19 protein-coding genes are annotated in these 25,647 nt (G+C 73.4%); 11 read left to right on the top strand and 8 right to left on the bottom strand.

The window, feature by feature from the left end; genetic code table 11:
• Positions 1-81: 81 nt before the first annotated feature.
• Positions 82-1,536, bottom strand: coding sequence for an NlpC/P60 family protein (locus AB0M03_RS11000; protein ID WP_363490791.1), 1,455 nt, complete (start codon positions 1,534-1,536; stop codon positions 82-84).
• Between the two features lie 378 nt (positions 1,537-1,914).
• Here AB0M03_RS11000 and AB0M03_RS10995 point away from each other — a divergent pair, with 378 nt between their 5' ends.
• Both AB0M03_RS10995 and AB0M03_RS10990 read left to right on the top strand, forming a co-directional pair.
• Entirely contained in the window at positions 1,915-3,078 is a 1,164-nt protein-coding gene (locus AB0M03_RS10995; protein WP_363490789.1) for an inorganic phosphate transporter, read from the top strand.
• 31 nt (positions 3,079-3,109) lie between these two features.
• Complete coding sequence (locus tag AB0M03_RS10990) at positions 3,110-3,355, top strand: hypothetical protein (protein ID WP_363490787.1); 246 nt, start codon at positions 3,110-3,112, stop codon at positions 3,353-3,355.
• Between the two features lie 73 nt (positions 3,356-3,428).
• Here AB0M03_RS10990 and AB0M03_RS10985 read toward each other — a convergent pair whose 3' ends face one another.
• Positions 3,429-4,964, bottom strand: a complete 1,536-nt coding sequence (locus AB0M03_RS10985; RefSeq protein ID WP_363490785.1) for an MDR family MFS transporter — start codon at positions 4,962-4,964, stop codon at positions 3,429-3,431.
• A 152-nt stretch (positions 4,965-5,116) separates the two neighbouring features.
• Positions 5,117-5,596 carry a MarR family transcriptional regulator gene (locus tag AB0M03_RS10980; RefSeq protein ID WP_363490783.1) on the bottom strand — a complete coding sequence of 160 codons (480 nt, stop codon included), beginning with the start codon at positions 5,594-5,596 and terminating at the stop codon, positions 5,117-5,119.
• Between the two features lie 103 nt (positions 5,597-5,699).
• Here AB0M03_RS10980 and AB0M03_RS10975 point away from each other — a divergent pair, with 103 nt between their 5' ends.
• Positions 5,700-6,728: a DUF3533 domain-containing protein gene (locus AB0M03_RS10975; protein ID WP_363490781.1), complete on the top strand. Its 1,029-nt coding sequence runs from the start codon at positions 5,700-5,702 to the stop codon at positions 6,726-6,728.
• Between the two features lie 36 nt (positions 6,729-6,764).
• On the opposite strand, the gene AB0M03_RS10970 is transcribed toward AB0M03_RS10975, so the two are convergent.
• Positions 6,765-7,988, bottom strand: a complete 1,224-nt coding sequence (locus AB0M03_RS10970; protein ID WP_363490779.1) for an ROK family transcriptional regulator — start codon at positions 7,986-7,988, stop codon at positions 6,765-6,767.
• Between the two features lie 120 nt (positions 7,989-8,108).
• On the bottom strand, positions 8,109-9,545 hold the full coding sequence (gene xylB, locus AB0M03_RS10965) for a xylulokinase (RefSeq protein ID WP_363490777.1): 1,437 nt from the start codon (positions 9,543-9,545) through the stop codon (positions 8,109-8,111).
• Between the two features lie 96 nt (positions 9,546-9,641).
• Here xylB and xylA point away from each other — a divergent pair, with 96 nt between their 5' ends.
• On the top strand, positions 9,642-10,802 hold the full coding sequence (gene xylA, locus AB0M03_RS10960; protein ID WP_363490775.1) for a xylose isomerase: 1,161 nt from the start codon (positions 9,642-9,644) through the stop codon (positions 10,800-10,802).
• Positions 10,803-10,837: 35 nt separating this feature from the next.
• On the opposite strand, the gene AB0M03_RS10955 is transcribed toward xylA, so the two are convergent.
• From AB0M03_RS10955 to AB0M03_RS10945, 3 genes are all read right to left on the bottom strand, one after another.
• The gene (locus AB0M03_RS10955) at positions 10,838-11,356 is read right to left on the bottom strand and encodes a GtrA family protein (RefSeq protein ID WP_363490773.1); all 519 of its coding nucleotides are present in this window, start codon (positions 11,354-11,356) and stop codon (positions 10,838-10,840) included.
• A 136-nt stretch (positions 11,357-11,492) separates the two neighbouring features.
• Positions 11,493-13,886 (bottom strand): endopeptidase La, encoded by a 2,394-nt coding sequence (gene lon / locus AB0M03_RS10950; protein ID WP_363490771.1) that lies wholly within the window; start codon positions 13,884-13,886, stop codon positions 11,493-11,495.
• 127 nt (positions 13,887-14,013) lie between these two features.
• Positions 14,014-14,730 carry a rhomboid-like protein gene (locus AB0M03_RS10945; RefSeq protein WP_363490769.1) on the bottom strand — a complete coding sequence of 239 codons (717 nt, stop codon included), beginning with the start codon at positions 14,728-14,730 and terminating at the stop codon, positions 14,014-14,016.
• A gap of 584 nt (positions 14,731-15,314) precedes the next feature.
• Between AB0M03_RS10945 and AB0M03_RS10940 the strand changes: the two genes are divergently transcribed.
• The 7 genes from AB0M03_RS10940 to AB0M03_RS10910 all read left to right on the top strand — a co-directional run bounded on the left by AB0M03_RS10940 (position 15,315) and on the right by AB0M03_RS10910 (position 25,606).
• The gene (locus AB0M03_RS10940) at positions 15,315-16,046 is read left to right on the top strand and encodes a response regulator transcription factor (protein WP_363490767.1); all 732 of its coding nucleotides are present in this window, start codon (positions 15,315-15,317) and stop codon (positions 16,044-16,046) included.
• 72 nt (positions 16,047-16,118) lie between these two features.
• The gene (locus AB0M03_RS10935; RefSeq protein ID WP_363490765.1) at positions 16,119-17,261 is read left to right on the top strand and encodes a HAMP domain-containing sensor histidine kinase; all 1,143 of its coding nucleotides are present in this window, start codon (positions 16,119-16,121) and stop codon (positions 17,259-17,261) included.
• A gap of 288 nt (positions 17,262-17,549) precedes the next feature.
• Positions 17,550-21,275: a multifunctional oxoglutarate decarboxylase/oxoglutarate dehydrogenase thiamine pyrophosphate-binding subunit/dihydrolipoyllysine-residue succinyltransferase subunit gene (locus AB0M03_RS10930; RefSeq protein WP_363490763.1), complete on the top strand. Its 3,726-nt coding sequence runs from the start codon at positions 17,550-17,552 to the stop codon at positions 21,273-21,275.
• Positions 21,276-21,435: 160 nt separating this feature from the next.
• Positions 21,436-23,259, top strand: coding sequence for a serine/threonine-protein kinase (locus AB0M03_RS10925; protein WP_363490761.1), 1,824 nt, complete (start codon positions 21,436-21,438; stop codon positions 23,257-23,259).
• A 67-nt stretch (positions 23,260-23,326) separates the two neighbouring features.
• Complete coding sequence (locus AB0M03_RS10920; RefSeq protein ID WP_030267971.1) at positions 23,327-23,506, top strand: DUF6104 family protein; 180 nt, start codon at positions 23,327-23,329, stop codon at positions 23,504-23,506.
• Positions 23,507-23,680: 174 nt separating this feature from the next.
• Positions 23,681-24,589 (top strand): DUF4097 family beta strand repeat-containing protein, encoded by a 909-nt coding sequence (locus AB0M03_RS10915; RefSeq protein ID WP_363490759.1) that lies wholly within the window; start codon positions 23,681-23,683, stop codon positions 24,587-24,589.
• Positions 24,590-24,592: 3 nt separating this feature from the next.
• Positions 24,593-25,606 carry a PadR family transcriptional regulator gene (locus tag AB0M03_RS10910; RefSeq protein WP_363490757.1) on the top strand — a complete coding sequence of 338 codons (1,014 nt, stop codon included), beginning with the start codon at positions 24,593-24,595 and terminating at the stop codon, positions 25,604-25,606.
• The last annotated feature ends 41 nt before the right edge of the window (positions 25,607-25,647 follow it).

The following is a 25,647-nucleotide window of genomic DNA, read 5'->3' as shown; positions in this document are numbered from 1 at the left end:
CCTCCCCCCCGGGGGCGGGCCACCCCCGGGGGGGGGGGGCGCCCGCGGGGGGGCCCCTCCCGCCGCTCGCGGTTCCGTTCCCTACTGAGCGCTCGGGGTGGCGGAGGCGGAACGCGAAGCGGCCTCGGTCGCGGACGCGGTGGCGGACGGGGTGCTGCTGCCGCTGGGGGTGCCGGAGCCGCTCGGGGTGCCCGAACCGGTGGGGGTGCCGGAGCCGGTGGGCGTACCGGAGCCGGTGGGCGTACCGGAGCCGGTGGGCGTGCCGGTGCCGGTGGTCGGCGTGGTGGGCTTGCTCGGGGTGGGCTGGGTGGGCTGGGTGGGCCGCGGCGGCACGGTGGTCGGCTTGGACGGGGCGATCCGCGGCGGGCCGACGGTGACCTGCGGCACCTTCCACTCGCCGCCCCTGTCGTCGGCGCCCGAGTCCGGGTCGGGGCGGACGGCGCCGAGGATCGGCATGGCCCCGACCTTGGTGATCTTCACCACGTCGCCGGTGTGCGGGGCCTGCACGATGAGGCCGCCGCCGATGTACATGCCGATGTGGGTCGCACCGCCGAAGTAGACCACCAGGTCGCCGGGGCGCATCTGGTTCAGCGGGACGTGCTTGAGCTGGGCCCACTGCTCCTGGCTGGTCCGCGGGATCGGCCGGCCGGCGTGCAGCCAGGCCTGCGAGGTGAGGCCGGAGCAGTCGAAGACGTCCGGGCCGGCGCCGCCCCAGACGTAGTCCTTGCCGAGCTGCTTGAGCGCCCAGGCGACGGCCTTCCGGCCGGCCTCGGACGGGGTGCGCTCGCCCTTGCCGAGGGCACCGGAGGCGAGGAAGGCGAGCTGGGCCTCGTCGGCCTGGCGGCGCTCCAGCTCCTCCAGTTCGCTGCGCTGGGCGCCGGTGAGCGAGCCGACCATGTCCTCGACGGCGGTGAGGCGCTTGGCGACGTCGGTCTTGGCGGCCTCCTGCTGGGTGGCGAGCGCGGTGGCCTGGACGAGCGCCTGCTCGGCCTGGGTCTGCAGCTCGACCAGGGTGGCGCGGTCCGACTTGAGCCGGTCCAGGAAGGCCTTCTGGGAGCGGCCGGCCGCGTCGAGCAGCTGGGCGATCACCACGGCCTGGTACGGGTTCTCGGCGAGCATCAGGTCGGCGAGGTCGGAGGCCCGGCCGTTGCGGTACTGGGCGGCGGCGAGCTGGGCGGCGATGTCCACGCCGGCGTTCACCGCGGCCTGCTGGGAGGCGACCTTGGCGCGGAGGTCGGCGACCTGCTGCTGCTGCGCGGCCTGCCGGGCGACGGCGGCGTTGTACTGCTCGGTGGCGGCCTCGGCCTCCTGGTAGAGCTGGTGCAGCCGGTCGAGCATGGGGCCGAGCGTGGTCTTGGCGTCGGCCAGCGGATCCGCGCCGGCGGCCACCGTGAAGGTCGGCGTCGGCGTCGGCGCGGCATACGCGGCCGTGGCCACCGGCAGGGAGAGCGCCGCTGCCGCGAGTACCGCGCCGCAGCGCATCGCGGCCCGAACCCACGGCCGGACGCCGCTCTCCGTACGCTGCCCAGCCGTCATCGGCCGCCCTCCCCAGTCCAGCGCCGTCCGGGCCTGCCGCCCGGTGATCTCTCCCCCGAATCCTGCCATGTGACCGCGCGGTAACGGCAGGGGGCCCGTGGTCCGGCCGGTGAATTCTCAGCCAGTCCTCACGAGGGCCCTCACAGCGCGAACCGACGGGGTGTGAGGCAAGTCTCAACAAACCCCCACCAAGGCGGACCCACCCGGACACAACCGCCGTACAGAGGCGCCGTTTCCACGTTTTCACAACTTCTGCGCAACCCCCTCGCCACCATCGGAACCACGAATCCCGACCCTGTTCACCTTCCGTTCACCCGGGATCCCTACGGTCACGCCTGACAGCAGCGTCAGTCCGACAACTACGACGATTGTTTGGTTATGGAACACATCACGTTCCTGGTGGCCGTTGTGATCATCACGGCGCTCGCCTTCGACTTCACCAACGGCTTCCACGACACCGCCAACGCGATGGCCACCTCCATCGCGACGGGAGCCCTCAAGCCCAAGGTCGCGGTCACCATCGCCGCAGTCCTCAACTTCGCCGGAGCCTTCCTCTCCGTGAAGGTGGCCACCACCATCTCCGGCGGCATCGTCAACGAGAAGGCCGGCATCCAGCCGTCGATCATCTTCGCCGCCCTGGTCGGAGCGATCCTCTGGAACCTGCTCACCTGGCTGCGCGGCCTGCCCTCCAGCTCCTCGCACGCGCTGTACGGCGGCCTGATCGGCGCCACGGTCGTCGGCGTCGGCCTGAACGGCGTCAACTTCGACATCGTCGCCACCAAGATCCTCATCCCGGCCGTGGCCTCCCCGCTGGTGGCCGGCCTGGCCGCCTGGGGCGCCACCAAGCTCGCCTACGTGATCACCCGCGGCGGCCGCGAGGAGACCACCGAGAAGGGCTTCCGGCGCGGCCAGATGTTCACCTCCTCGCTGATCTCCCTGGCGCACGGCACCAACGACGCACAGAAGACCATGGGCATCATCACCCTGACCCTGGTCTCCGTCGGCGCCCTCAAGCCCGGCGCGCTGCCCCCGACCTGGGTCATCGTCAGCGCCGGTGCGGCGATCGCGCTCGGCACCTACATGGGCGGCTGGCGCATCATCCGCTCGATGGGCAACGGCCTGACCGAGATCCGCCCCCGCCAGGGCCTGGCCACCGAGACGGCCGCCGCCACGGTCATCCTCACCTCGACCCACATGGGCTTCGGCCTCTCCACCACCCAGGTCTGCTCCGGCGGCATCATGGGCGCCGGCCTCGGCGGCCCGAAGCGCGAACTGCGCTGGAGCCTGGTGCGCCGCATGGTCTACACCTGGGGCCTGACCCTGCCCGCCGCCGCCACGGTGGCCGGCATCGCCGCCTTCGTCGCGGACCAGGGCTCGTGGGGCGTGGCGCTGGTCGGCGCCGCGCTGGTCTCCGGCTCCGCCGCCATGTGGTTCATCTCGCGCCGCCAGCCGGTCCACGCCGGCAACGTGAACGACGTCCAGGAGGTCGAGGTGCCGGCCACCGCCGTCCCGACCCCCGCCACCACCACCGTCGCGGCCTGACCGGCCGACCACTCAGAGAGGACGGGAAACCATGCACATCAAGTGGGACGCCCTCGCGCAGACCGCGGGCCTCAGCTTCGCCATCACCGTCGCGGTGGTCGCGGCCTTCTCCCTCGGCATCCTGGCGCTGTCGCGCCGCGAGGCCGCCCAGGAGGCCGTCCGGTCCGGAATCCCGGGTGCCGGCAGCGGCAACCTGGCCCTGGCCGGCGCCGCACTGAGCTTCAGCGTCTGCGCCTCGGTGGTCTTCTACGGGATCACCCTGATCGCCGGCCGCTGAGCCGCACGCACGAACGAAGGGCCCGCGAGGTACGCACCTCGCGGGCCCTTCCGCATCGCCCGTGCCGGCCGGCTCAGTCCTCGACGAACTGGAGGGTGCGCCCGGCGGGGGCGTCCATGGTGGTCCGCAGCGGGATCTCGCGGATGAACAGCACCACCAGGAAGGCCAGCAGCGCGAACGGCGCCGCCATCAGGAAGACCACGCCGACGCCGTGCCCGAAGGCGTCCGTGACCAGCGGGACGACCGGTGCGGGCAGCCGGTGCAGGTCGGGGATCTCGCCGCCGCCGAGGGCCGAACCGGTCGGGTGCACGCCGGCCCGGGCGAGGTTCTCGGCGAGGTAGCGGGCCACCCGGTCGGCCATCAGGGCGCCCAGCGCGGCGACACCCACCGCACCGCCCATGGTGCGGAAGAAGGTGACCACCGAGCTGGCCGAGCCCAGTTCCTCCCGCGGCACGGTGTTCTGCACGGCGAGGACGAGGTTCTGCATGGTCAGGCCGAGGCCGACGCCGGCCACCCCCATGTACAGCGCGAGCAGGCCGTACGGAGTGTCGGCGCGCGCCGTGCCGAGCAGGCCGAAGCCGACGGTGAGCAGCAGGGTGCCGGCGACCAGGTAGCCCTTCCAGCGGCCGTAGCGGGTGATCAGCTTGCCGGCGACGGTGGAGGAGACGGCGAGGCCGAGGATCATCGGCAGGGTGAGCAGGCCCGCCACCGTCGGCGACTTCTCCTTGGCCAGCTGGAAGTACTGGCTGAGGAAGGTCGTGGCGCCGTACATGCCGATGCCGACCAGGACGCTGGCGATCGCCGAGAGGGTCACCGTGCGGTGCCGGAACAGGTGGAGCGGGATGACCGGCTCGGCGGCACGGCGCTCGGCGGCGACGAACAGCACGGCGAGCGCGGCGGTGCCGGCCAGCATGGCGGCGGTCTGCCAGGAGAGCCAGTCGTAGTTCTTGCCCGCCAGGCTGACCCAGATCATCAGCAGGCTGGCCGCGGCGGTGACCAGCAGCGCGCCGGGGTAGTCGATGCGGGCCTCGCGCCGCGGGGCGACCGGCAGCCGCAGGGTGCGCTGCAGCACCGCGATCGCCAGCAGCGAGAACGGGATGCCGACGTAGAAGCACCAGCGCCAGCCGAGCCAATCGGTGTCGACGATGACGCCGCCGATCAGCGGGCCGCCGATGGTGGCGAGGGCGAAGACCGCGCCGAAGTAGCCGCTGTAGCGGCCGCGCTCGCGCGGGGGGACCATCGCGGCCAGGCAGATCTGGGCGAGCGCGGTGACACCACCGGCGCCGATGCCCTGCAGGACGCGGCAGGCGATCAGCTGGCCGGTGTTCTGGGAGAGCCCGGCCAGTGCCGAGGACAGGATGTAGATCACCAGGGCGATCTGGACCAGCAGCTTCTTGCTGGCCAGGTCGGAGAGCTTGCCCCAGATCGGCGTGGAGGCGGTGAGCGAGAGCAGGGTGGCGGTGATCACCCAGGTGTAGGCGGACTCGCCGCCGTGCAGGTCGGTGAGGATCGTGGGCAGGGCGTTGGAGACGACGGTCGAGGAGAGCACGGCCACGAACAGGCCCAGGAGCAGGCCTGACAGCGCTTCCAGGACTTGTCGGTGCGTCATGGGTGTCGTCGGTGTCATGGAGGTCCTTCGCCGTGAAATTTCGTTGCCTTCGGCAACCGTAAGGCGAATGGTTGAGTAGGGCAACTTTCTTCAAGCGCAAGTAAAGCCCGGCTCCTCAAGGGGGCCGGGCCGGTGCGCATCCGAAGGGCCGGTCAGGCCGGGGCGGACTCCGCGGGGCGCATGGACTCCGCCGCCAGATCGTTGAAGCGCCCCAGCAGCTCGGCGAAGCGCACCACGTCCTCCTCGTCCCAGGCGGCCATCAGCTCGCGGAAGCGGCCCATCCGGGCGTCCCGGGCCCGCAGGTAGCGGGCGGCGCCGTCCCCGGTGAGCGACACCAGCGAGGAACGCCGGTCCAGCGGGTCGACCTCGCGCCGGACCAGCCCCAGCTCCTCCAGGTGCTTCACCTGCCGGCTGATCGAGGCCTTGCCGATGCCGAAGTGCAGCCCGATGTCGGTCAGCCGCACCCGGCCGGACTCCTCCACGTACGCGAGCATCGCGTACGCCGCACCCTCCAGCTCCGGATGCACCCGCCGCGCCATCTCCGCGGAGCGCGCCCGCCCCCGCCGGAAGAGCAGCGCCACCTCCCGCTCGACGGCGCGGAACGCCCGGTCGGCCGACTCCTGGTCACTCATGGCGTCAGTATCCCGCAGCCCGCGCCTCCGCTCCCGGACAACTGCTTCATGTTATGAAGCACCTGTTTCGCACCTTTTGCCCCTCGCGCCAAGGAGGCGGTCGATGGCCGGCCCGCGCCCGGGATTCCTCGCCGAGGTCGAGGACGCGGTCACCCCGCGCGCCTTCCTGCTCGTGCTCGGGGTGCTCCTGCTCCAACTCGGCTTCACCGCCGGTCACGTCGGCGCCCTCCGCGACCCGACCCCCCATCGGCTCTCCATCGCTGTGGTCGGCCCCGCCCAGTCCGTCCTGGAGGCCACCTCGGCCCTGCATGCCGTCCCGAACGAGGCCGTCCGGTCCGGCACCGCACCGGACCGGGAGAGCGCCGTCCGGCTGATCAAGGACCAGAAGGTGTACGCCGCCTGGCTGGTCGACCCCGCCGGCACCCGGGACACCCTGCTGGTGGCCACCGCCCGCGGGCCCGCCGCGGCGACCGCCGCCGAACGGATCGTCGGCTCGCTGGAGTCCGCCCGGCAGCGGACCCTCGGCACCGAGGACGTCGTCCCGCTCGCCCCCGGCGACGCCGAGGGCCTCTCCTCCTTCTACCTGGTGGTCGGCTGGTGCGTCGGCGGCTGCCTGGTGGCCTCGGTCCTCGGCATCAGCGCCGGCTCCAAGCCCGCGGACACCGGCCGGGCGCTGCTACGGCTCGGCACGCTCCTCCTCTACTCCGTCGCGGCCGGCCTCGGCGGCGCACTGGTCACCGGCCCGGTCCTGGACGCCCTGCCCGGCCCGGTCCTGCCCCTCTGGGGACTCGGCACCCTGGTGGTCTTCGCGGTCGGGGCCTTCACCATGGCCATGCAGTGCCTGTTCGGGGTGGTCGGGATCGGCATCGCCGTACTGGTCTTCGTGGTCCTCGGGAACCCGAGTGCGGGCGGGGTCCGCCCGCCGCCGCTGCTGCCGCCCTTCTGGCGGGCGATCGGATCCTGGATCCCGAACGGCGCCGGCACCGACGCCGCCCGCTCCATCGCCTACCTCGGCGGCACCGCCCTCACCCCGCCCCTCCCCGTCCTCGCCGCCTGGGCCGTCGCCGGCGTCGCCGTCACACTCCTGGCCACCGACCGCGTCGTCGACACCCCGATGGAGGCAACCCCCTAGTGCCACGGGGGGGGAGCCGTGGCTCCCGGCCCTGCGTCAGGCTTCGGCGGCGGCGAAGCGGCCGGGGTCGGCGACGACCGCGCGGACGACGCCGAGGGCGGCGCCGAGCAGGGGGCCGCGGCGGCCCAGGGTGGAGACGGACAGCCAGTCGTCCTGCCAGGTGCGGACGGTGACCCGGCCGGCCAGTTCGGTCCGCATCGCGGGCACCAGCCACTCGGCGAGTTCGGCGTAGCCGCCGCCGAGGACCAGCGCCGCGGGGTCGAGCAGGTTGACCGCCCCCGCCGCGGCGACGCCGAGCGCGGAGCCGGCCGCCGCCAGTGCGGCCCGCACGGCGGGGTCGCCGTCGGCGGCGCGGCGGGCGAGCAGGGCCACCCAGTCGCCGCCGGCGTCGGCGAGACCGGCGGCCCGCAGCACGGCGGCCTCTCCGGCGTACTGCTCCAGGCAGCCGCGGGCGCCGCAGGGGCAGTGGGGTCCGTCGGGGTGGACGGGAACGTGGCCGAGTTCGCCGGCGTAGCCGCGGGCGCCCCGCAGCAGGCGGCCGTCGATCACGAGGGCGGCGCCGATGCCGGCCTCGGCGGAGAGGTGGAGGAAGTCGTCGGGACCGTCGCCGAGCCAGAGTTCGGCGAGGCCGCCGAGGTTGGCCTCGTTGTCGACCTCGACGGGCAGGGCGGCGAGGGCGTCGGCGTCGGCCTCGCGCAGGGCGCGCCGGAGTTCGGCGGCGAGCGGCAGGTCGGACCAGCCCAGGTTGGGGGCGCGTTCGACGACGCCTTCGGCCGAGCCGACCAGGCCGGGCACGGCGACGGCAAGGCCGGCGGGGGTCAGTCCGCAGGAGTCGGCGACCTCCCGCAGCAGGACGGCGAGGTCGCGCAGGACGTCCTCGACCGGGCGGCCGCGGTTGGCGACGTCCTGGCGCAGCCAGCCGCGGACCTCGCCGCGCAGGTCGACGACGCAGGCCGCCAGGTGTTCGACGCCGATCTCGCCGCCGAGGCCGGCCGGGCCCCCCGGGTCGAGTGCCATGGCGGTGCCGGGCCGGCCGACGCGGCCGCTGGGCACGGCGGGCCCGCATTCGGACACCAGGCCGGCGGCGGCGAGTTCGTCGACCAGGGAGGAGACCGCTGCCCGGGTGAGGCCGGTGGCGGCGGCGACCTCGGCGCGGGAGCGCGGGCCGGCCGCGAACTCGCCCAGTACGAGGGCCAGGTTGGCCCTCCTCATGCCCTGCTGGCTCGCGGGCCGGGCCCGTCTCGCCTCCGTCTCCCGCATCGCCTCGTCACCTCTCGTTCGACGGCCGAACACCCGGTCGACCGGTTGCAGGGTATCCGCGCCTGCCGACGGCGCCACCGCGGCACTCTCGGACGGACCCGTATGCCGTCCGCAGCCGGGTCAGCCCTGGCGGTCGGCGCCGAGCAGTGGCGCCCCGGCGGCGAGGACGGCGGCGATCCGGGCGGTGGCCGCGCCGTCCCGCTCGACCGGGTCGAGCACCGGTCCCGCGGCGGTGCCCCAGCGGCGGGCGATCCCGGCGGGGTGCTCGCCGGTGAGCAGGGCGGCGGCCTGGGCGGCGGCGCCGAGGGCGACGAGTTCGCCGGCGGCGGGCACCTGGACGGCCCGGCCGGAGAGCCGCCGCACGGTGTCCTGCCAGGCCCGGCCGCGGGCCCCGCCGCCGATCAGCAGCAGCGGTGCGTCGCCCGCGGCCTCGCCGCCGGCGTCGAGCACCAGGTCCAGGGCGGCGAGCAGGGCGTAGGCGGCGCCGTCGTAGGCGGCCTGGAGCAGCTGGCCGGGGGTGGTGTCGTGCCGCAGGCCGTGGACCAGGCCGGAGGCGTGCGGGAGTGCGGGGGTGCGCTCGCCGTCCAGGAAGGGCAGGACGACGGCCTCGCCGCCGGGTTCGACGGCCTGCCGGTCGAGGCCGAGCAGGGCGGCGATCCGGTCGACGGCGAGGGTGCAGTTGAGGGTGCAGGCCAGCGGCAGCCAGTCGCCGTGGGCGGCGGCGAAGCCGGCCACCGTGCCGCTGGGGTCGGCGGGCCGGCCGCGGGTGACGGCGTGGACGGTGCCGGAGGTGCCGAGCGAGAGGGCGGGCTGCCCGTACGCGGCGCCGGTGCCGCCGCCGAGGCCGAGCCCGAGGGCGGCGGCCGCGTTGTCGCCCGCGCCGAGGGCGACCGGGATGCCGGGCCGCAGCCCACCGAAGGAGCCGCGGGTCTCGCCGGCCGCGGTGCCGGGTTCGGCGAGCGGCGGGAGCAGGGCCTCGTCCAGGCCGACGAGGTCGAGGATGTCGCGGTCCCAGCCGTGCTCGCCCCACCAGCCGGTGCCGGAGGCGTCGCTGCGCTCCGCGGCGGGCCGGCCGGTGAGCCGCTCGGTCAGGTACTCGTGCGGCAGGCGGACGGCGGCGACCCGGTCGGTGAGGCCGCGGTCGCGCAGCCAGGCCCACTTGGAGACGGTGAAGGAGGCGTTGGGGACGCTGCCGGTGCGGCGGGCCCAGGCCTCACGGCCGAGCTTGTCGACGAGGACGGCGGCCTGTCCGGCGGAGCGGGTGTCGTTCCAGAGCAGCGCGGGGTGGACGGGTGCGCCGTCGGCGTCGAGGGCGACCAGGCCGTGCTGCTGGCCGCCGATCGAGACGGCCTCGGCGCGTTCGGCGCAGCCGGTCGCGGCGATCGCGTCCTGCAGTGCCTGCCACCACTGCCGCGGGTCGCTCTCGCGGGCGCCGCCGGTGCCGGTGACGGTGTGGGCCGCGCGGCCCTCGCCGAGCACCTCGCCGGTGGCCGTGTCCACCGCGAGGGCCTTGGTGGACTGGGTGGAGCTGTCCACTCCGATGACGATCCCTGCCATGTCTTCCTCTCCGTCCGCCGCGCCGGGCCTTCCCTTCCGTGCCTCGGGATATTAGTTTGTTTTCTGCCCTGACGAATAGACCCCTGGAGCACCGAGATGCCCTCCCCCACCCCCGCGGACAAGTTCACCTTCGGCCTGTGGACCGTCGGCTGGCAGGGCCGCGACCCGTTCGGCGACGCCACCCGCCCGGCCCTCGACCCGGTCGAGACCGTCCACCGGCTGGCCGAACTCGGCGCCCACGGCGTGACCTTCCACGACGACGACCTGATCCCGTTCGGCTCCTCGGACGCCGAGCGCGACGCGATCGTCAAGCGCTTCCGCACCGCCCTGGACGCCACCGGCATGAAGGTCCCGATGGCCACCACCAACCTCTTCACCCACCCGGTCTTCAAGGACGGCGCCTTCACCGCCAACGACCGCGACGTCCGCCGGTACGCGCTGCGCAAGACGATCCGCAACATCGACCTGGCGGCGGAGCTCGGCGCCACCACCTACGTCGCCTGGGGCGGCCGCGAGGGCGCGGAGCACGGCGCCGCCAAGGACGTCCGGGTCGCGCTGGACCGCCTGAAGGAGGCCTTCGACCTGCTCGGCGAGTACGTCGAGCAGCAGGGCTACGACCTGCGCTTCGCCATCGAGCCCAAGCCGAACGAGCCCCGCGGCGACATCCTGCTGCCGACCGTCGGCCACGCCCTCGCCTTCATCCAGACCCTGGAGCGGCCCGAGCGGGTCGGCCTCAACCCGGAGGTCGGCCACGAGCAGATGGCCGGGCTGAACTTCGCCCACGGCATCGCCCAGGCGCTGTGGCACGGCAAGCTCTTCCACATCGACCTGAACGGCCAGTCCGGCATCAAGTACGACCAGGACCTGCGCTTCGGCGCCGGCGACCTGCGCAGCGCGTTCTGGCTGGTGGACCTGCTGGAGTCGGCGGGCTACGAGGGCCCCAAGCACTTCGACTTCAAGCCGCCGCGCACCGAGGACTTCGAGGGCGTGTGGGCATCGGCCGCCGCCTGCATGAACAACTACCTGCTGCTCAAGGAGCGGGCGCTGGCGTTCCGGGCCGACCCGGCCGTCCAGGAGGCCCTGCGGGCGGCCCGTCTGGACGAGCTCGCCCGGCCGACCGCCGAGGACGGCCTCGGTGCGCTGCTCGCCGACCGCGCCGCGTTCGAGGACTTCGACGTGGATGCGGCCGCCGCCCGCGGCATGGCCTTCGAGCAGCTCGACCAGCTCGCGATGGAGCACCTGCTCGGCGCCCGCTGAGCGCTGCACCGCACCGGCCGTCCGCCGGGGGGCGCTCAGACCCGCTCGGGTTCGAGGTCCTCGGCGGGCGGCTGGAGCCTGCTGCGGGTGAAGACCCAGCGGTTCATCGCCCAGAAGCGAAACAGCATCGCCAGGAAGGTGCCGACGAGCATGCCGCTGACGAAGTCGGCGATCTCCTGGCCCAGCGGGGAGACGTCCGGCTCCCGGAAGTCCAGCACGTAGCGGGAGAAGACCAGCGGCAGGTCGTTGACCACCACCGCGATCGCACTGACCACGAAGAAGAGGATCGCCTCGCGCTGCCGGCCGTTCGCCCGGAACGACCACTGGCGGTTGAGCACGTAGGAGACGACGGTGGCGATCACCGTCGCGATGGTGAGCGCCACCACCGGCTTGTGCTGCAGCACGGTGAACTTCAGACCCAGGTCGATCGCCGTGGTCAGCACGAAGCAGGTCCCACCCACCAGCAGGAACTTCACCAGCTTGCGGTGCTGCACCAGGAACGGCCGGTACCGCTCCGGGACTCGGGCCAGGGCCCGTTGCGTAGGGGACGGCATTTCGGCAGTGTCGCACGCGGGGGTTTCCGCCGCGTACTCACCACGTCCGCACGGGGTAACGCCCGGACGCGCGGGCCCGCAGGGGCGCGGGAGGTGCCCCCACGCGCCCCTGCTGTCGTCGCCCCGGCCTGTCGGCTCAGGCGGCCACCAGGACCTCCGCCGGTTCCAGGGCCAGCTTCAGGACCTCGCGGACGTCGGCGACGGCGTGCACGGTGAGCCGCTCCAGCACCTCGGCCGGCACGTCGTCCAGGTCGGCCTCGTTGCGCCGCGGGATGATCACCGTGGTGACCCCGGCCCGGTCGGCGGCGAGCAGCTTCTGCTTCACCCCGCCGATGGGCAGCACCCGCCCGGTCAGCGACACCTCCCCGGTCATCGCCACGTCCGTCCGCACCTTGCGCCCGGAGAGCAGCGAGGCGAGCGCGGTGGTCATGGTGATGCCGGCACTGGGCCCGTCCTTGGGGACGGCGCCCGCCGGGACGTGCAGGTGGATGCCGCGGTCCCGCAGCCCGGTGACGGGCAGTTCGAGTTCGGCGCCGCGCGAGCGGAGGTAGGAGAGCGCGATGTGCGCAGACTCCTTCATCACGTCGCCGAGCTGCCCGGTCAGGGTGAGGCCGGTGGAGCCGGTCTCGGCGTCGGCGAGCGAGGCCTCGATGTAGAGGACGTCGCCGCCCGCGCCGGTGACGGCGAGGCCGGTGGCGACGCCGGGGACGGCGGTGCGCCGCTCGGCGGGCTCCTGGGCGGACTCGGGGGTGTGGTGCGGCCGCCCGATCAGGCCTCGCAGGTCGTCGGCGCCGATCGCGGCGGGCAGCTCGCGCTCGCCGAGCTCGCTCTGGGCGGCGACCTTCCGCAGGATGCGGGCGATCGACCGCTCCAGGTTCCGGACGCCGGCCTCGCGGGTGTACTCGCCGGCGAGCAGGCGCAGCGCACCCTCGTCGACGGCCACCTCGTCGACCTTGAGACCGGCCTTCTCCAGCTGGCGGGGCAGCAGGTGGTCGCGGGCGATGACGACCTTCTCGTCCTCGGTGTAGCCGTCCAGGCGGACCAGCTCCATCCGGTCGAGCAGCGGCTCGGGGATGGCCTCCAGCACGTTGGCGGTGGCGAGGAAGACCACGTCGGAGAGGTCGAGCTCGACCTCCAGGTAGTGGTCGCGGAAGGTGTGGTTCTGCGCCGGGTCGAGGACTTCGAGCAGGGCGGCCGCCGGGTCGCCGCGGTAGTCGGAGCCGACCTTGTCGATCTCGTCGAGCAGGACGACCGGGTTCATCGAACCGGCCTCCTTGATCGCGCGGACGATGCGGCCGGGCAGCGCGCCGACGTAGGTGCGCCGGTGGCCGCGGATCTCCGCCTCGTCGCGGACGCCGCCGAGCGCGACCCGGACGAAGGAGCGGCCCATCGCGCGGGCCACGGACTCGCCGAGCGAGGTCTTGCCGACGCCGGGCGGGCCGACCAGGGCGAGGACGGCGCCGCCGCGGCGGCCGCCGATCTGCCCCAGCCCCTGGTCGGCGCGGCGCTTGCGGACGGCCAGGTACTCGACGATGCGGTCCTTCACGTCGGCGAGGCCGGAGTGGTCGGCGTCGAGGACGGCGCGGGCGCCTGCGATGTCGTAGGCGTCCTGGGAGCGCTCGTTCCACGGGAGCTCCAGGACGGTGTCCAGCCAGGTGCGGATCCAGGAGCCCTCGGGCGACTGCTCGGAGGAGCGCTCCAGCTTGTCGACCTCCTTGAGGGCCGCCTCGCGGACCTTCTCGGGCAGGTCGGCCGCCTCCACGCGGGCCCGGTAGTCGTCCTCCTCGGAGGCGGACTCGCCGTTGAGCTCGGCGAGCTCCTTGCGGACGGCCTCCAGCTGGCGGCGGAGCAGGAACTCCTTCTGCTGCTTGGCGACCCCTTCTTCCACGTCCTTGCGGATGGTGTCGTTGACCTCCTCCTCGGCGAGGTGGTCGCGCAGCAGGGTGAGGGCGTACTCCAGGCGGGCGAGCCGGTCGGCCTCCAGCAGGACCTTGAGCTTCTGCTCGGCGGTGGCGAAGGGGGCGTAGCCGATGTTGTCGGCGAGCTCGCCGACGTCGTCGATGGCGGCGACCCGGTCGACGATCTGCCAGGCGCCGCGCTTGCGCAGCCACTGGGTGGAGAGTGCCTTGTACTCCTTGACCAGCTCGGCGGCGCGGCCGGCCACCGCGGTGCCCTCGGAGGACTCCCGGAAGGGGGTGGTCTCCACCCAGAGGGCGGCGCCGGGGCCGGTGGTGCCGGCGCCGATGCGCACCCGGCGGACGGCGCGGACGAGCGCGGCCGGGTCGCCGTCGGCGAGGCGGCCGACCTGTTCGACGGTGGCCAGGGTGCCGGCGGCGGCGTACGAGCCGTCGAGCCGGGGCACCAGCAGCACCTGCGGCTTGCCCGTGCCGGTCGCCGCAGCCCGGGCGGCCTCGACGGCGGCGCGGACCTCGGCGTCGGACAGGTCGAGCGGGACGACCATGCCCGGGAGCACCACCTCGTCGTCGAGCGGCAGCACGGGCAGGGTGAGCGGAACGGACGTCGATGCCATGATCTCTCCCCAGTCAGCGAAGTTGAGCTGACCTGACTAAGGATTGGCGGGCCGCAGATGTTCCCCGGCGGTCGTTCGCTCTGAGCGATCATCGGCCGGACGCCGGAAGGGCACGGAAAGGCGCAGGTCAGACGCGGGCGGGCTGCGGCGCGGCGGAGCGGCCGGGGCGGCGCAGCGGGCGGCGGGGGCCGCGGCGCAGCGGGCGCCACAGGGCGATGCCGATGAGCAGGGCGGCGGGGTGCCCGATGCCGGTGACGAGGTCGGTGCCGGTGAGGAACTGCTCGGCCACCATCGCCGCGGCGGCGCCGAGGGCGATGGTGCGGCCGGCCGGCGGCAGGAGCCCGGCGAGGGCACCGAGGCTGGCGAGGACGCCGTAGCTGACGCCGATGTCCAGGGTGTCGAGTGCGTCGAGCGGCAGCCGGCGGGCGGCGACGGCGGCCAGCACGGCGGCCTGGGAGAGGAGGGTGGCGCCGACGTGGCCGGCCGCGAAGACCCCGGCCGCGCGGCGGGCGCCGATCCGCCGCTCCAGCGGGGCGACGGTGACCGCGAAGGCCCAGAGGTAGGGCGTCCACACCGGTCCCGCCACCCAGAGGCCGCTGGCCGCGAGGGCGAGCAGGGGGTGGTGCGCGAGGTTGTGAACGTCCGTACTGGAGAGCGCCTGGAGGCGGTGCACCAGCTGCGGGTCGCCGAACCGGGCGAAGAGGGTGGTGCCGAGCAGCAGGGCGAGGTAGCCGAGGGCGAAGGGGTTGCGGCGCGGCGTGGGCAGCGCCCGGCGCAGTCTCCGGAGGAGCCCGGCGCCCGGGCCGCGGCGCGCGCCGGTCAGGCGCCGACCGTCCGCCGCCATGCCGCCTCCGTCCGCCGGATTCCGTCGCCCGCCCCCGTGTGCAACGTGTCGAGGGCGTGCGGAGTCCGCACGGACGGTGCCCGCGGAGACACCGGTGGCCCTTGTCGTGACCACGATACGTTCCATAGCTGGGAGGCTGCTGGGGAAGAGCTGTGAAGAATGCTTGAGCTTCGGCGCACCACGTCCACGCCTTGGTCCGTACCTGCCCTCCGTTCACGGACGAACGACCCAGTAGTAAGTGGCGAACCCGCAGTGCGGGTGCATACAGATCGTTACAGCTGCGAATTTGGCCGGGTAAGGTATCGCCCCGTGCCCGGTCCCGACGGGGGATCGGCATCGATCCGTGGCCCGGATGTGTCCGGGCCACCTGCCGGAATGCCGCCGGTGTCCGTACTCTGCGTGGAGTGCGGGTCGGGTGTGCGGACCACACGGCGCATCCACGCCGCGCAGGGAGCCGACGGCGGAACGGCGCCCCGCGCACGCGGCAGGCCGGGCACAGCCCACGACGGACCAAGACGACTACGACGCGGCGCCGCCACCCCCACAGGTGACCGGCCCGCAGCCCTGGGGGCGGTGGCGTGACCGTGACAGAGATTCAGCAAGACACCGGCAGCAGCCCGGTCGGTACGCAGCGGCGAGTACTGGTGGTGGAGGACGAACCCACCATCGCCGAGTCCATCGCGGCCCGCCTGGGCGCGGAGGGCTTCAAGGTGGCGGTGGCCCACGACGGCCCCGGCGCGGTGGACGGCTTCCACACCTGGCAGCCGGACCTGGTGGTGCTCGACATCATGCTCCCCGGCTTCGACGGCCTGGAGGTGTGCCGCCGCATCCAGGCGCAGCGCCCCGTCCCGGTGCTGATGCTGACCGCCCGCGACGACGAGACGGACCTGCTGGTCGGCCTCGGTGTCGGCGCGGACGACTACATGACCAAGCCGTTCTCCATGCGCGAGCTCGCGGCCCGGGTGAACGTGCTGCTGCGCCGCGTGGAGCGCGCCCAGCAGGCGGCCAGGACGCCGGCGCTCGGCTCGCTGCGCTTCGGCGAGCTGGAGATCGACCACGTGCAGCGCCGGGTGCGGCTCGGCTCGGGCGACGTCCACCTGACGCCCACCGAGTTCGACCTGCTGGCCTGCCTCGCCGCGCAGCCCCGCGCGGTGCTCACCCGCGAGCAGCTGCTCGCGGAGGTCTGGGACTGGACGGACGCCTCGGGCACCCGCACGGTCGACAGCCACGTCAAGGCGCTGCGCCGGAAGATCGGTGCCAGCTGGATCCGCACGGTGCACGGCGTCGGGTACGCCCTGGAGGCACCTCTTTCCTGAGCCGCGCACCGAGGGCTGGGCCGCCGGGGGGCCCGAGCCTTCCCCTGCCGCGCCGCACGACACAGGGGCACGATGACCTTTCCACAGCAACGCAACGGGGACGCCGCCGAGCGTCCCGGCCCCGGCCTGGCCGGCCGGGCCGCCCGCCGGGTGTGGGCCGACATGCGGCCGTTCGACCCGGTGCGGTCCATCAAGGGCAAGCTCGCCCTGCTGGTGATCGTCTCCGTCTGCCTGGCCACCGGGATGGTGGTCGTCGCGATCAGGTCCGAGACGCAGATCCGGATCATCATGATCTTCTCGATGATCGCGTCACTGCTCTTCATGCAGTTCCTCGCGCACGGGCTCACCGCGCCGCTGCGCGAGATGACCGCCGCGGCCCGGGCGATGGCCCGCGGCGACTACAGCGCCCGGGTGGAGACCTCCTCCCGGGACGAGATCGGCGAGCTCGCCGACTCCTTCAACCGCATGGCGGCCGACCTGGAGGCCGCCGACCGGCACCGCCGGGAACTCATCGCCAACGTGTCGCACGAGCTGCGCACGCCGATCGCCGCACTGCGGGCCGTCCTGGAGAACGTGGTCGACGGCGTCGTCCAGCCCGAGCCGAAGACGCTGGGCGCGGCACTGGAGCAGACCGAGCGCCTGGGCCGGCTGATCACCCACCTGCTGGACCTGTCCAAGCTGGACGACGGCGTCGTCCCGCTCGACGCCCGCCCCTTCGACGTCCGGCCCTTCCTGGACGGCGTGCTGCGCGGGGTCACCGTCGACGGCGCCACCGCCGGCGGCGCGTACGGGCGCCGCGGCGACGTGCTGCTGAGCCTGGACGTGGAGCCGGAGGGGCTGACCGCGGTCGCCGACGAGGAGCGGCTGCACCAGGTGGTGGCCAATCTGGTCGACAACGCCTGCAAGCACTCGCCGGCCGGCGGCACCGTGACGGTGCGGGCCCGCCCGGGCGAGGAGGCCGGCGGGCTGCTGCTGCAGGTCGAGGACCAGGGGCCCGGCATCCCGCTGCAGGACCGCGACCGGGTCTTCGAGCGGTTCGGCCGCAGCGGCACCGCGACCGCCCAGGGGCCGGGCAGCGACGGCGGCACCGGCCTCGGCCTCGCCATCGCCCGCTGGGCGGTGGACCTGCACGGCGGCGAGATCCGGGTCGCGGAGACGGACCGGGGCTGCCGCATCGAGGTCACGCTGCCGGGTGACACGCCCGTACCGGCATAGTTGTCACAGAACTGGGACATACCGGGGCCGACCATGCTCGGGGTCGGCCCCGCTCCGCACCCCGACGTCCGTATTGTCAGATTTTATGGGGATAATGGAGCGGAGCAAAGGTGTCCGGTTACCCGCTCCGGCGGGTTTCTAACGCACACAACCGGCCAATTTCCGGCCGACCACTGTGATCTGGGCGACGCCTGGCCAGGGGGGACTGCGCGATCACTGGTCGGAGGCGTAGCCTTAATCCCCGCTGTCCACCATCCCAAAAGGAAGCGGAAGAGGGCGGTTGCCCCGATGTCGCCACACCCTGAAACCCCCAGCTCGGCAAGCACCACTGGCTTCGGCCCCAATGAGTGGCTCGTCGACGAGATCTACCAGCAGTACCTCCAGGACCCGAACTCGGTAGACCGGGCCTGGTGGGACTTTTTCGCCGACTACAAGCCCGGTACCGAGGTGACTCCAGTGACCCAGGCCGCAACCCAGGTCGGCTCCGCGCCGACCCCCGTTGCCGCTGCTGCTCCTGCCGCCCCAGCGGCGCCCGCACCCGCTGCACCGGCCGCGCCGGTCCAGCCGGCGCCCGCGCCGCTCGCCGCGGCCCCTGCCGCGCCGCCCGCGCCGAAGGCCGCCGCACCCGCGGCGCCCGCGCCGGCCGCCCAGGGCCCCGAGCTCGTCCCGCTGCGCGGCCCGGCGAAGGCCGTCGCCTCGAACATGGACGCCTCGCTGGAGGTGCCGACCGCGACGTCGGTGCGTGCCGTCCCGGCCAAGCTGCTGATCGACAACCGCATCGTCATCAACAACCACCTGCAGCGCGCCCGCGGCGGCAAGGTCTCCTTCACCCACCTGATCGGTTACGCCCTCGTCCAGGCCATCAAGGCCTCGCCGGGCATGAACCACAGCTACAAGGTGGAGGACGGCAAGGCCTTCCTGGTCAAGCCGGAGCACGTGAACCTCGGTCTGGCCATCGACCTGGTGAAGCCCAACGGCGACCGCCAGCTGGTCGTCGCGGCCATCAAGAAGGCCGAGACGCTGGACTTCTTCGGCTTCTGGCAGGCCTACGAGGACATCGTCCGCCGGGCCCGCGCCAACAAGCTGACCATGGAGGACTTCACCGGGGTCACCGTCTCGCTGACCAACCCCGGCGGCATCGGCACCGTGCACTCCGTGCCCCGCCTGATGCAGAACCAGGGCACCATCGTCGGCGTCGGCGCCATGGAGTACCCGGCCGAGTTCCAGGGCTCCTCCCCCGACACCCTCGCCCGCCTCGGCGTCTCGAAGATCATGACGCTGACCTCGACCTACGACCACCGGGTCATCCAGGGCGCGGCCTCCGGCGAGTTCCTGCGCACCATCCACCAGCTCCTGCTGGGCGAGCACGGCTTCTACGACGAGGTCTTCGAGTCGCTGCGCATCCCCTACGAGCCGGTGCGCTGGGCGACCGACGTCGCCGCCACCCACGACGACGAGGTCAACAAGACCGCCCGCGTCATGGAGCTCATCCACGCGTACCGCGTGCGCGGCCACCTGATGGCCGACACCGACCCGCTGGAGTACAAGCAGCGCAAGCACCCCGACCTGGACGTCGTCCAGCACGGCCTCACCCTGTGGGACCTGGAGCGCGAGTTCGCGGTCGGCGGCTTCGGCGGCCAGAAGATGATGAAGCTCCGCGACATCCTCGGCCTGCTGCGCAACACCTACTGCCGCACCGTCGGCATCGAGTACATGCACATCCAGGACCCGAAGCAGCGCAAGTGGCTGCAGGAGCGCCTGGAGAAGCCGTACACCAAGCCCGAGCGCGAGGAGCAGCTGCGCATCCTGCGCCGGCTGAACTCCGCCGAGGCCTTCGAGACCTTCCTGCAGACCAAGTACGTCGGGCAGAAGCGTTTCTCGCTGGAGGGCGGCGAGTCCCTCATCCCGCTGCTGGACGCGACGATCGACGCCGCCGCCGAGCACCGCCTGGACGAGGCCGTCATCGGCATGGCCCACCGCGGCCGCCTCAACGTGCTGGCCAACATCGTCGGCAAGCCGTACGGCAAGATCTTCGGCGAGTTCGAGGGCAACCTCGACCCGAAGTCGATGCACGGCTCCGGCGACGTGAAGTACCACCTGGGCGCCGAGGGCACCTTCACCGGCCTGGACGGCGAGGAGATCAAGGTCTCGCTCGCGGCCAACCCCTCCCACCTGGAGGCCGTGGACCCGGTCGTCGAGGGCATCGCCCGCGCCAAGCAGGACATCCTGGACCAGGGCGGCACGACCTTCCCGGTGCTGCCGATCCAGATCCACGGCGACGCGGCCTTCGCGGGCCAGGGCGTGGTCGCGGAGACCCTGAACATGTCGCAGCTGCGCGGCTACCGCACCGGCGGCACCGTGCACGTCGTGGTCAACAACCAGGTCGGCTTCACCGCCGCCCCGGCGTCCTCGCGCTCGTCGATGTACTGCACCGACGTGGCCCGCATGATCGAGGCGCCGATCTTCCACGTGAACGGCGACGACCCGGAGGCCGTGGTCCGCGTCGCGCGGCTCGCCTTCGAGTTCCGGCAGGAGTTCCACAAGGACGTCGTCATCGACCTCATCTGCTACCGCCGCCGCGGTCACAACGAGGCCGACAACCCGTCCTTCACCCAGCCGCTGATGTACGACCTGATCGACAAGAAGCGCTCGGTGCGCAAGCTCTACACCGAGGGCCTGATCGGTCGCGGCGACATCACCATGGAAGAGGCCGAGCAGGCGCTGCAGGACTTCCAGGGCCAGCTGGAGAAGGTCTTCGCCGAGGTCCGCGAGGCGGCCACCGCGCCGGCCCCGGCCGCCAACGGCAAGCCGGTCGCCGACTTCCCGGTCAACATCCGGACCGGCATCTCCGAGGAGATGGTGAAGCGGATCGCCGCCTCGCAGGTCAACCTGCCGGACTGGCTGACCGTCCACCCGCGCCTGCTGCCGCAGCTGCAGCGCCGCGCCGCCTCGGTCGAGGACAACACCATCGACTGGGCCATGGGCGAGACCCTCGCCATCGGCTCGCTGCTGATGGAGGGCCACCCCGTCCGCCTGGCCGGCCAGGACAGCCGCCGCGGCACCTTCGGCCAGCGCCACGCCGTCCTCATCGACCGCACCACCGGCGAGGACTACACCCCGCTGCTGTACCTGACCGAGGACCAGGCCCGCTTCACCGTCTACGACAGCCTGCTGTCGGAGTACGCGGCGATGGGCTTCGAGTACGGCTACTCGCTGACCCGCCCGAACGCGCTGGTCATGTGGGAGGCGCAGTTCGGCGACTTCGTCAACGGCGCGCAGACCATGGTCGACGAGTACATCGCCTCGGCCGAGCAGAAGTGGGGCCAGCACTCCGGCGTCGTCCTGCTGCTGCCGCACGGCTACGAGGGCCAGGGCCCGGACCACTCGTCCGCCCGCCCGGAGCGCTTCCTCCAGCTGTGCGCGCAGAACAACATGACGGTCGCCATGCCGACCTCGCCGTCGAACTACTTCCACCTGCTGCGCTGGCAGGCGCACAACCCGCACCACAAGCCGCTGGTCGTCTTCACCCCGAAGTCGATGCTGCGTCTGAAGGCCGCGGCGTCGGCCCGGGCCGAGTTCCTGTCCGGCTCGTTCCGGCCGGTCATCGGGGACGCCACGGTGGACCCGTCGCAGGTGCGCAAGGTCGTCATCACCTCCGGCAAGTTCTACTACGACCTGGAGGCGGCCCGCACCGAGCGCGGCGTCACCGACACCGCCCTCGTCCGCGTCGAGCGGCTCTACCCGCTGCCGGTGGCCGAGCTCCAGGAGGAGCTGGGCCGCTACGGCGACGACGTCCAGTTCGTCTGGGCGCAGGAGGAGCCGGCCAACCAGGGTGCATGGCCGTTCATCGCCATGAACCTGGTCGACCACCTGCAGGTCGTCGTAGGCCGCAACGCCAACGGCGCCCGCCTGCGCCGCGTCGCCCGGACGGCCTCCTCGGCCCCCGCGGTCGGCTCGGCCAAGCGCCACGCCGCCGAGCAGCAGGGCCTCGTCGACGAGGTGTTCTCGCTCTGACGCACCGCTGCTGACACAGCGCCACAAGGCCCGGTCCCGCCGTCAGGCGGGGCCGGGCCCCTGCGTTCTCCGCGACCGTTCCTGCGCCCCGGCCGACCTGCCGGACCGTCAGGTCGCTACCGTAGGGGCCGTCGTATCGCACCTTCGGGGGAGCCGCCGCATGTCCAACGATCTGCCGTCCGTGTTCCAGCCGCTGCAGCCGGAGGACCCGAGGGAGGTCGGCGGCTACCGGATCTTCGCGCGGCTCGGTGCGGGCGGCATGGGCCGCGTCTACCTCTCGTACACGCCGGGCGGCCGGCCGGTCGCGCTCAAGGTGGTGCGGGCGGAGTTCGCCGAGGACGGCGAGTTCCGGCGGCGGTTCGCCCAGGAGGTCGCCAACGCCCAGCGCATCCACGGCCTCTACACCGCGCAGGTGATCGACTCCGGCCCGGACGCCGAGGCGCCCTGGCTGGTCACCGCCTACGTGCCAGGCCCCTCGCTGCAGCAGGTGATCCGCGGGCACGGCGCGCTGCCGACCCGCACCGTGCTGCTGCTGATCGGCGGCATCGCCGAGGCCCTGCAGGCGATCCACAGCGTGCAGGTGGTGCACCGGGACCTCAAGCCGGCCAACGTGCTGGTCGCCGAGGACGGTCCGCGGGTGATCGACTTCGGCATCGCCCGGGCCGCCGACGCCACCGCACTCACCGGCACCGGCTACCGGATCGGCTCCCCCGCGTTCATGTCGCCCGAGCAGGCCCAGGGCAGGCCGGTCACCGCCGCCACCGACGTCTTCGCGCTCGGCGCCCTCGCGGCTTATGCGGCCGGCGGCACCCCGCCGTTCGGCGAGGGCCCGGACACCGCGGTGCTCTACCGGGTGGTCCACGAGGAGCCGGACCTGGCGGGCGTCCCCGCCGACCTGCGCGAGCTGCTGGCCCGCTGCCTGGCCAAGGACCCGGCGCAGCGGCCGTCCCCGGCCGAGGTCATCGAGGCGGCCCGCAGCCACCCCGCCGTCGGCGGCCAGCTCCGGTTCGCCGACGACTGGCTGCCCGCCCAGGTGAACACCGAGATCACCCGCCGCTCCGACCTGCCGCGCACACCGCCGACCCCGCTGCCGGTGCCGCCCGCGGCGCCCCCGATGCCGACCGTGCCGGCCACCGCCCCGTCGATCGGGGCCCCGCCGGTACCGACCGCCCCTCCCACCGCTCCTGCGGCGGGCTCGAACATCCCGCCGGCCAGCGGGGTGGCGTCGCCCAGCGGGATGTTCGGGCCCGCCGAGCCGGCCGCGGCCCCCACCGGGCCGATGCCGCCGGTCCACGGCGCCCCGGCCGGGTGGGGCGCTTCGGCGCCCGGTCCGCAGGCCGCCCCGTACCCGGCCGCGCTCCCGCTGCCGCCGACCGCGCCGACGGGCCGCGGCGGTGTCTCCTGGAAGGTGCTGCTCACCGTGGTCGCGGTCACGGCGGTCGCCGGCACCGCGATCGGGGTGGCGCTCAGCTCCGGCGGCGACGACCGCACCGGGTCGGGGACGGCGCCGGGCACCGCCACCGCCGCGGCCGGAGCGGGGACCTCCGGGCCGGCCGGATCCGGGTCCACGGCCGCCACCAAGAAGGCCGCGCCGACCGCGGCGGCGTACACCGCGGTCTACCGCGACACCATTCTGACCATCCCGCCGAACGCCCGGTACGAGTACAACCTCACCACCGGCAAGGTGGTGGCGGACGACGAGTCCTCCTGGTCGGTGAAGACGTTCGGCCCGGAGTTCCGGCTGAAGGACAAGTCGGACGCCTTCGTCGCCGGGGGCGGCGGCGAGCTCACCCCGGAAGCCTGCGCGGCCGGGGTGGACAGCTCCCCGCTCACCACGGTCAAGTTCGAGGCGGTGCCGGTGGGCAGTTCCTTCTGCGTCCGCCTGCGGACCTCCGGCGACCTCGTCGTGCTGAAGACGGTCAAGCTGGGCGACAGCGACGGCGCCGCGACCTGCACCCTCACCTACTGGCGCAAGTCCGGCTGAGCGGCCGGGCCCGCACCCCCGCCGGTCTATCCTGGCCGGGTCACACCCCACCGGACCGGAGCACAGCGTGTACTTCACCGACCGAGGCATCGAGGAGCTGGAGAGCCGTCGCGGCGACGAGGAGGTCACCTTCGAGTGGCTGGCCGAGCGGCTGCGCGAGTTCGTCGACCTCAACCCGGACTTCGAGATCCCGGTCGAGCGGCTGGCCACCTGGCTGGCCCGCCTCGACGACGAGGACGAGGACTGATCCGCAGCACCGCACGCGCACTGCACGACCGGGGCCCGGAAGGCATCCGCCTTCCGGGCCCCGGCACGTGTCGGGGTCGGGTGTCGGGGGCGAGTCGGGGTTGACTTCGCCCCATCGCGATATATCGTGTTAATCAGTCGACGCGATACATCGCGAACGGGAGGACGGGGAATCATGAGCGAGTGGACGGTCGAAGGACCCGAGAAGATCACCATCGACGAGCCGGTCACCGGCCTGCACGTACGGATCATCGGGGGCGCCGTCAACGTCGTGGCCGCCGACGGCCCGGCCCGCCTGGAGGTCACCGAGCTGGAGGGCGAGCCGCTGCAGGTGGACCTCAAGGACGGCGTGCTCACCGTGGCCTACAAGGACCTCGGCTGGAGCGACCTCTCCGAGACCGTGAAGTCCCTCCAGTCGGTCAAGGCGTTCCTCGCCTCGCTGCGCCGCAAGCGCCGCGCCGTCGTCTCGCTCGCCGTGCCGGCCGGCACCGAGGTCAGGATCGGCTCCGCCTCCGCGGACACCACCGTCTCCGGCATCGGCGGCCCGGTCACCGTCCACGGCGCGAGCGGCGCCGTCACCCTGGTCGGCCTCTCCGGGCGCACCCAGGCCAACACCGTCTCCGGCGACGTGGACGCCCAGTCGGTCTCCGGCGAGCTGCGCGTCCACACCGTCTCCGGGCAGCTCACCGTGGTCGCCGGCACCGCCGACAAGGTGCAGGCCAAGACCGTGAGCGGCGCCGTCACGCTCGACCTCGACGTGCAGACGCCCACCGACATCACCGTCACCACGGTCAGCGGCCCGGTCGGCGTCCGGCTGCCCTCGGTCGCGGACGCCAAGGTCGAGGCCGGCACCACCACCGGTGACGTCACCTCCACCTTCGCCGAGCTCACCGTCGCCGGCAGCTGGGGTGCCAAGCGGCTCTCCGGCCAGCTCGGCAGCGGCACCGGCCGGCTCCAGGTGACCACCGTCTCCGGCGCGATCACCGTGCTCCACCGCCCCGAGGACGAGGACGCCCCGGCGCCCGCCAAGGAGCTCACCACCGGCCCCGACCACGGCGGCCCCGACCTGACCAAGGAGGCCTGAGCGATGTCGCCCGTCTTCGGCCACGGCCGGCTCCGGCTCTACCTGCTCAAGCTGCTCGACGAGTCGCCCCGGCACGGCTACGAGGTCATCCGCCTCCTGGAGGAGCGTTTCCAGGGGCTGTACGCGCCCTCCGCCGGCACGGTCTACCCGCGGCTCGCCAAGCTGGAGAAGGAGGGCCTGGTCACCCACAGCACCGAGGGCGGCCGCAAGGTCTACCGGCTCACCGACGCGGGCCGCACCGAACTGGCCGCCCGCCAGGACGAGCTCGCCGAGCTGGAGGTCGAGATCCGCGACTCCGTCGCCCAGCTCGCCGGGGCGATCCGCGAGGACGTCCGGGACACCGCGAAGGACCTCCGCGAGGAGCTGTGGGGCGCCGCCAAGAAGGCCCCCCGCCCGGAGGCCGCCCCCGGCGGCGATGCCTGGGCCGGGCCCTGGGGCGACCGCGAGGCCTGGCAGCGCACCAAGGACGAGTACGAGCGCTTCAAGGCCCAGGCCAAGGAGCAGGCCAAGCGCGCCAAGGAGCAGGAGCGCGCCGCCAAGGCCAAGGCGAAGGCGGCCGAGGAGGAGGCCCGTCGGCTGCGCGAGCAGTCCAAGGCCGCCCGCAGCGCCACCCAGCAGGAGGCCCTGCGGATCAAGCGGCGGGTCGAGGAGCAGGTCCGCGAGCACGCCTCGCGCGGCGACTGGTCGACCGGCCTCACCGAGGGCCTGGCCGAGCTCACCCGCAGCCTGGGCGGGCTCGCCGACGCCGCCCGCTGGGGCCACCAGGCTCCGACCGAGGAGGTCAGGGTGACCCGGATCGACCTCGACAAGGACACCGCGGACGACCCCGCCCCGGCCGACCTGCCCGACTGGGCCCGCACGGATCCGGACGCCGACCCGGCGCGCGAGCTGGAACGCCTGCTCGACCGCTTCCGCGACCGCGTCCGCGACGCCGCCCGCGACAACGGGGTGACCCGCGATCAGCTGACGCAGGCTCGGGCCACCCTGGCCGCAGCGGCCGAGCGGCTGTTCGGCTGAGTACAGAGGCACCCCCCGGGGCCCTGGCGGACGACCGTCCG

Origin of the sequence: Kitasatospora sp. NPDC051914, assembly GCF_040680995.1 — a bacterium.
GTDB lineage: Bacteria > Actinomycetota > Actinomycetes > Streptomycetales > Streptomycetaceae > Kitasatospora.
The sequence above is the reverse complement of the archived record's forward strand: the minus strand, read 5'-3'. Positions and strand labels throughout refer to the sequence as shown.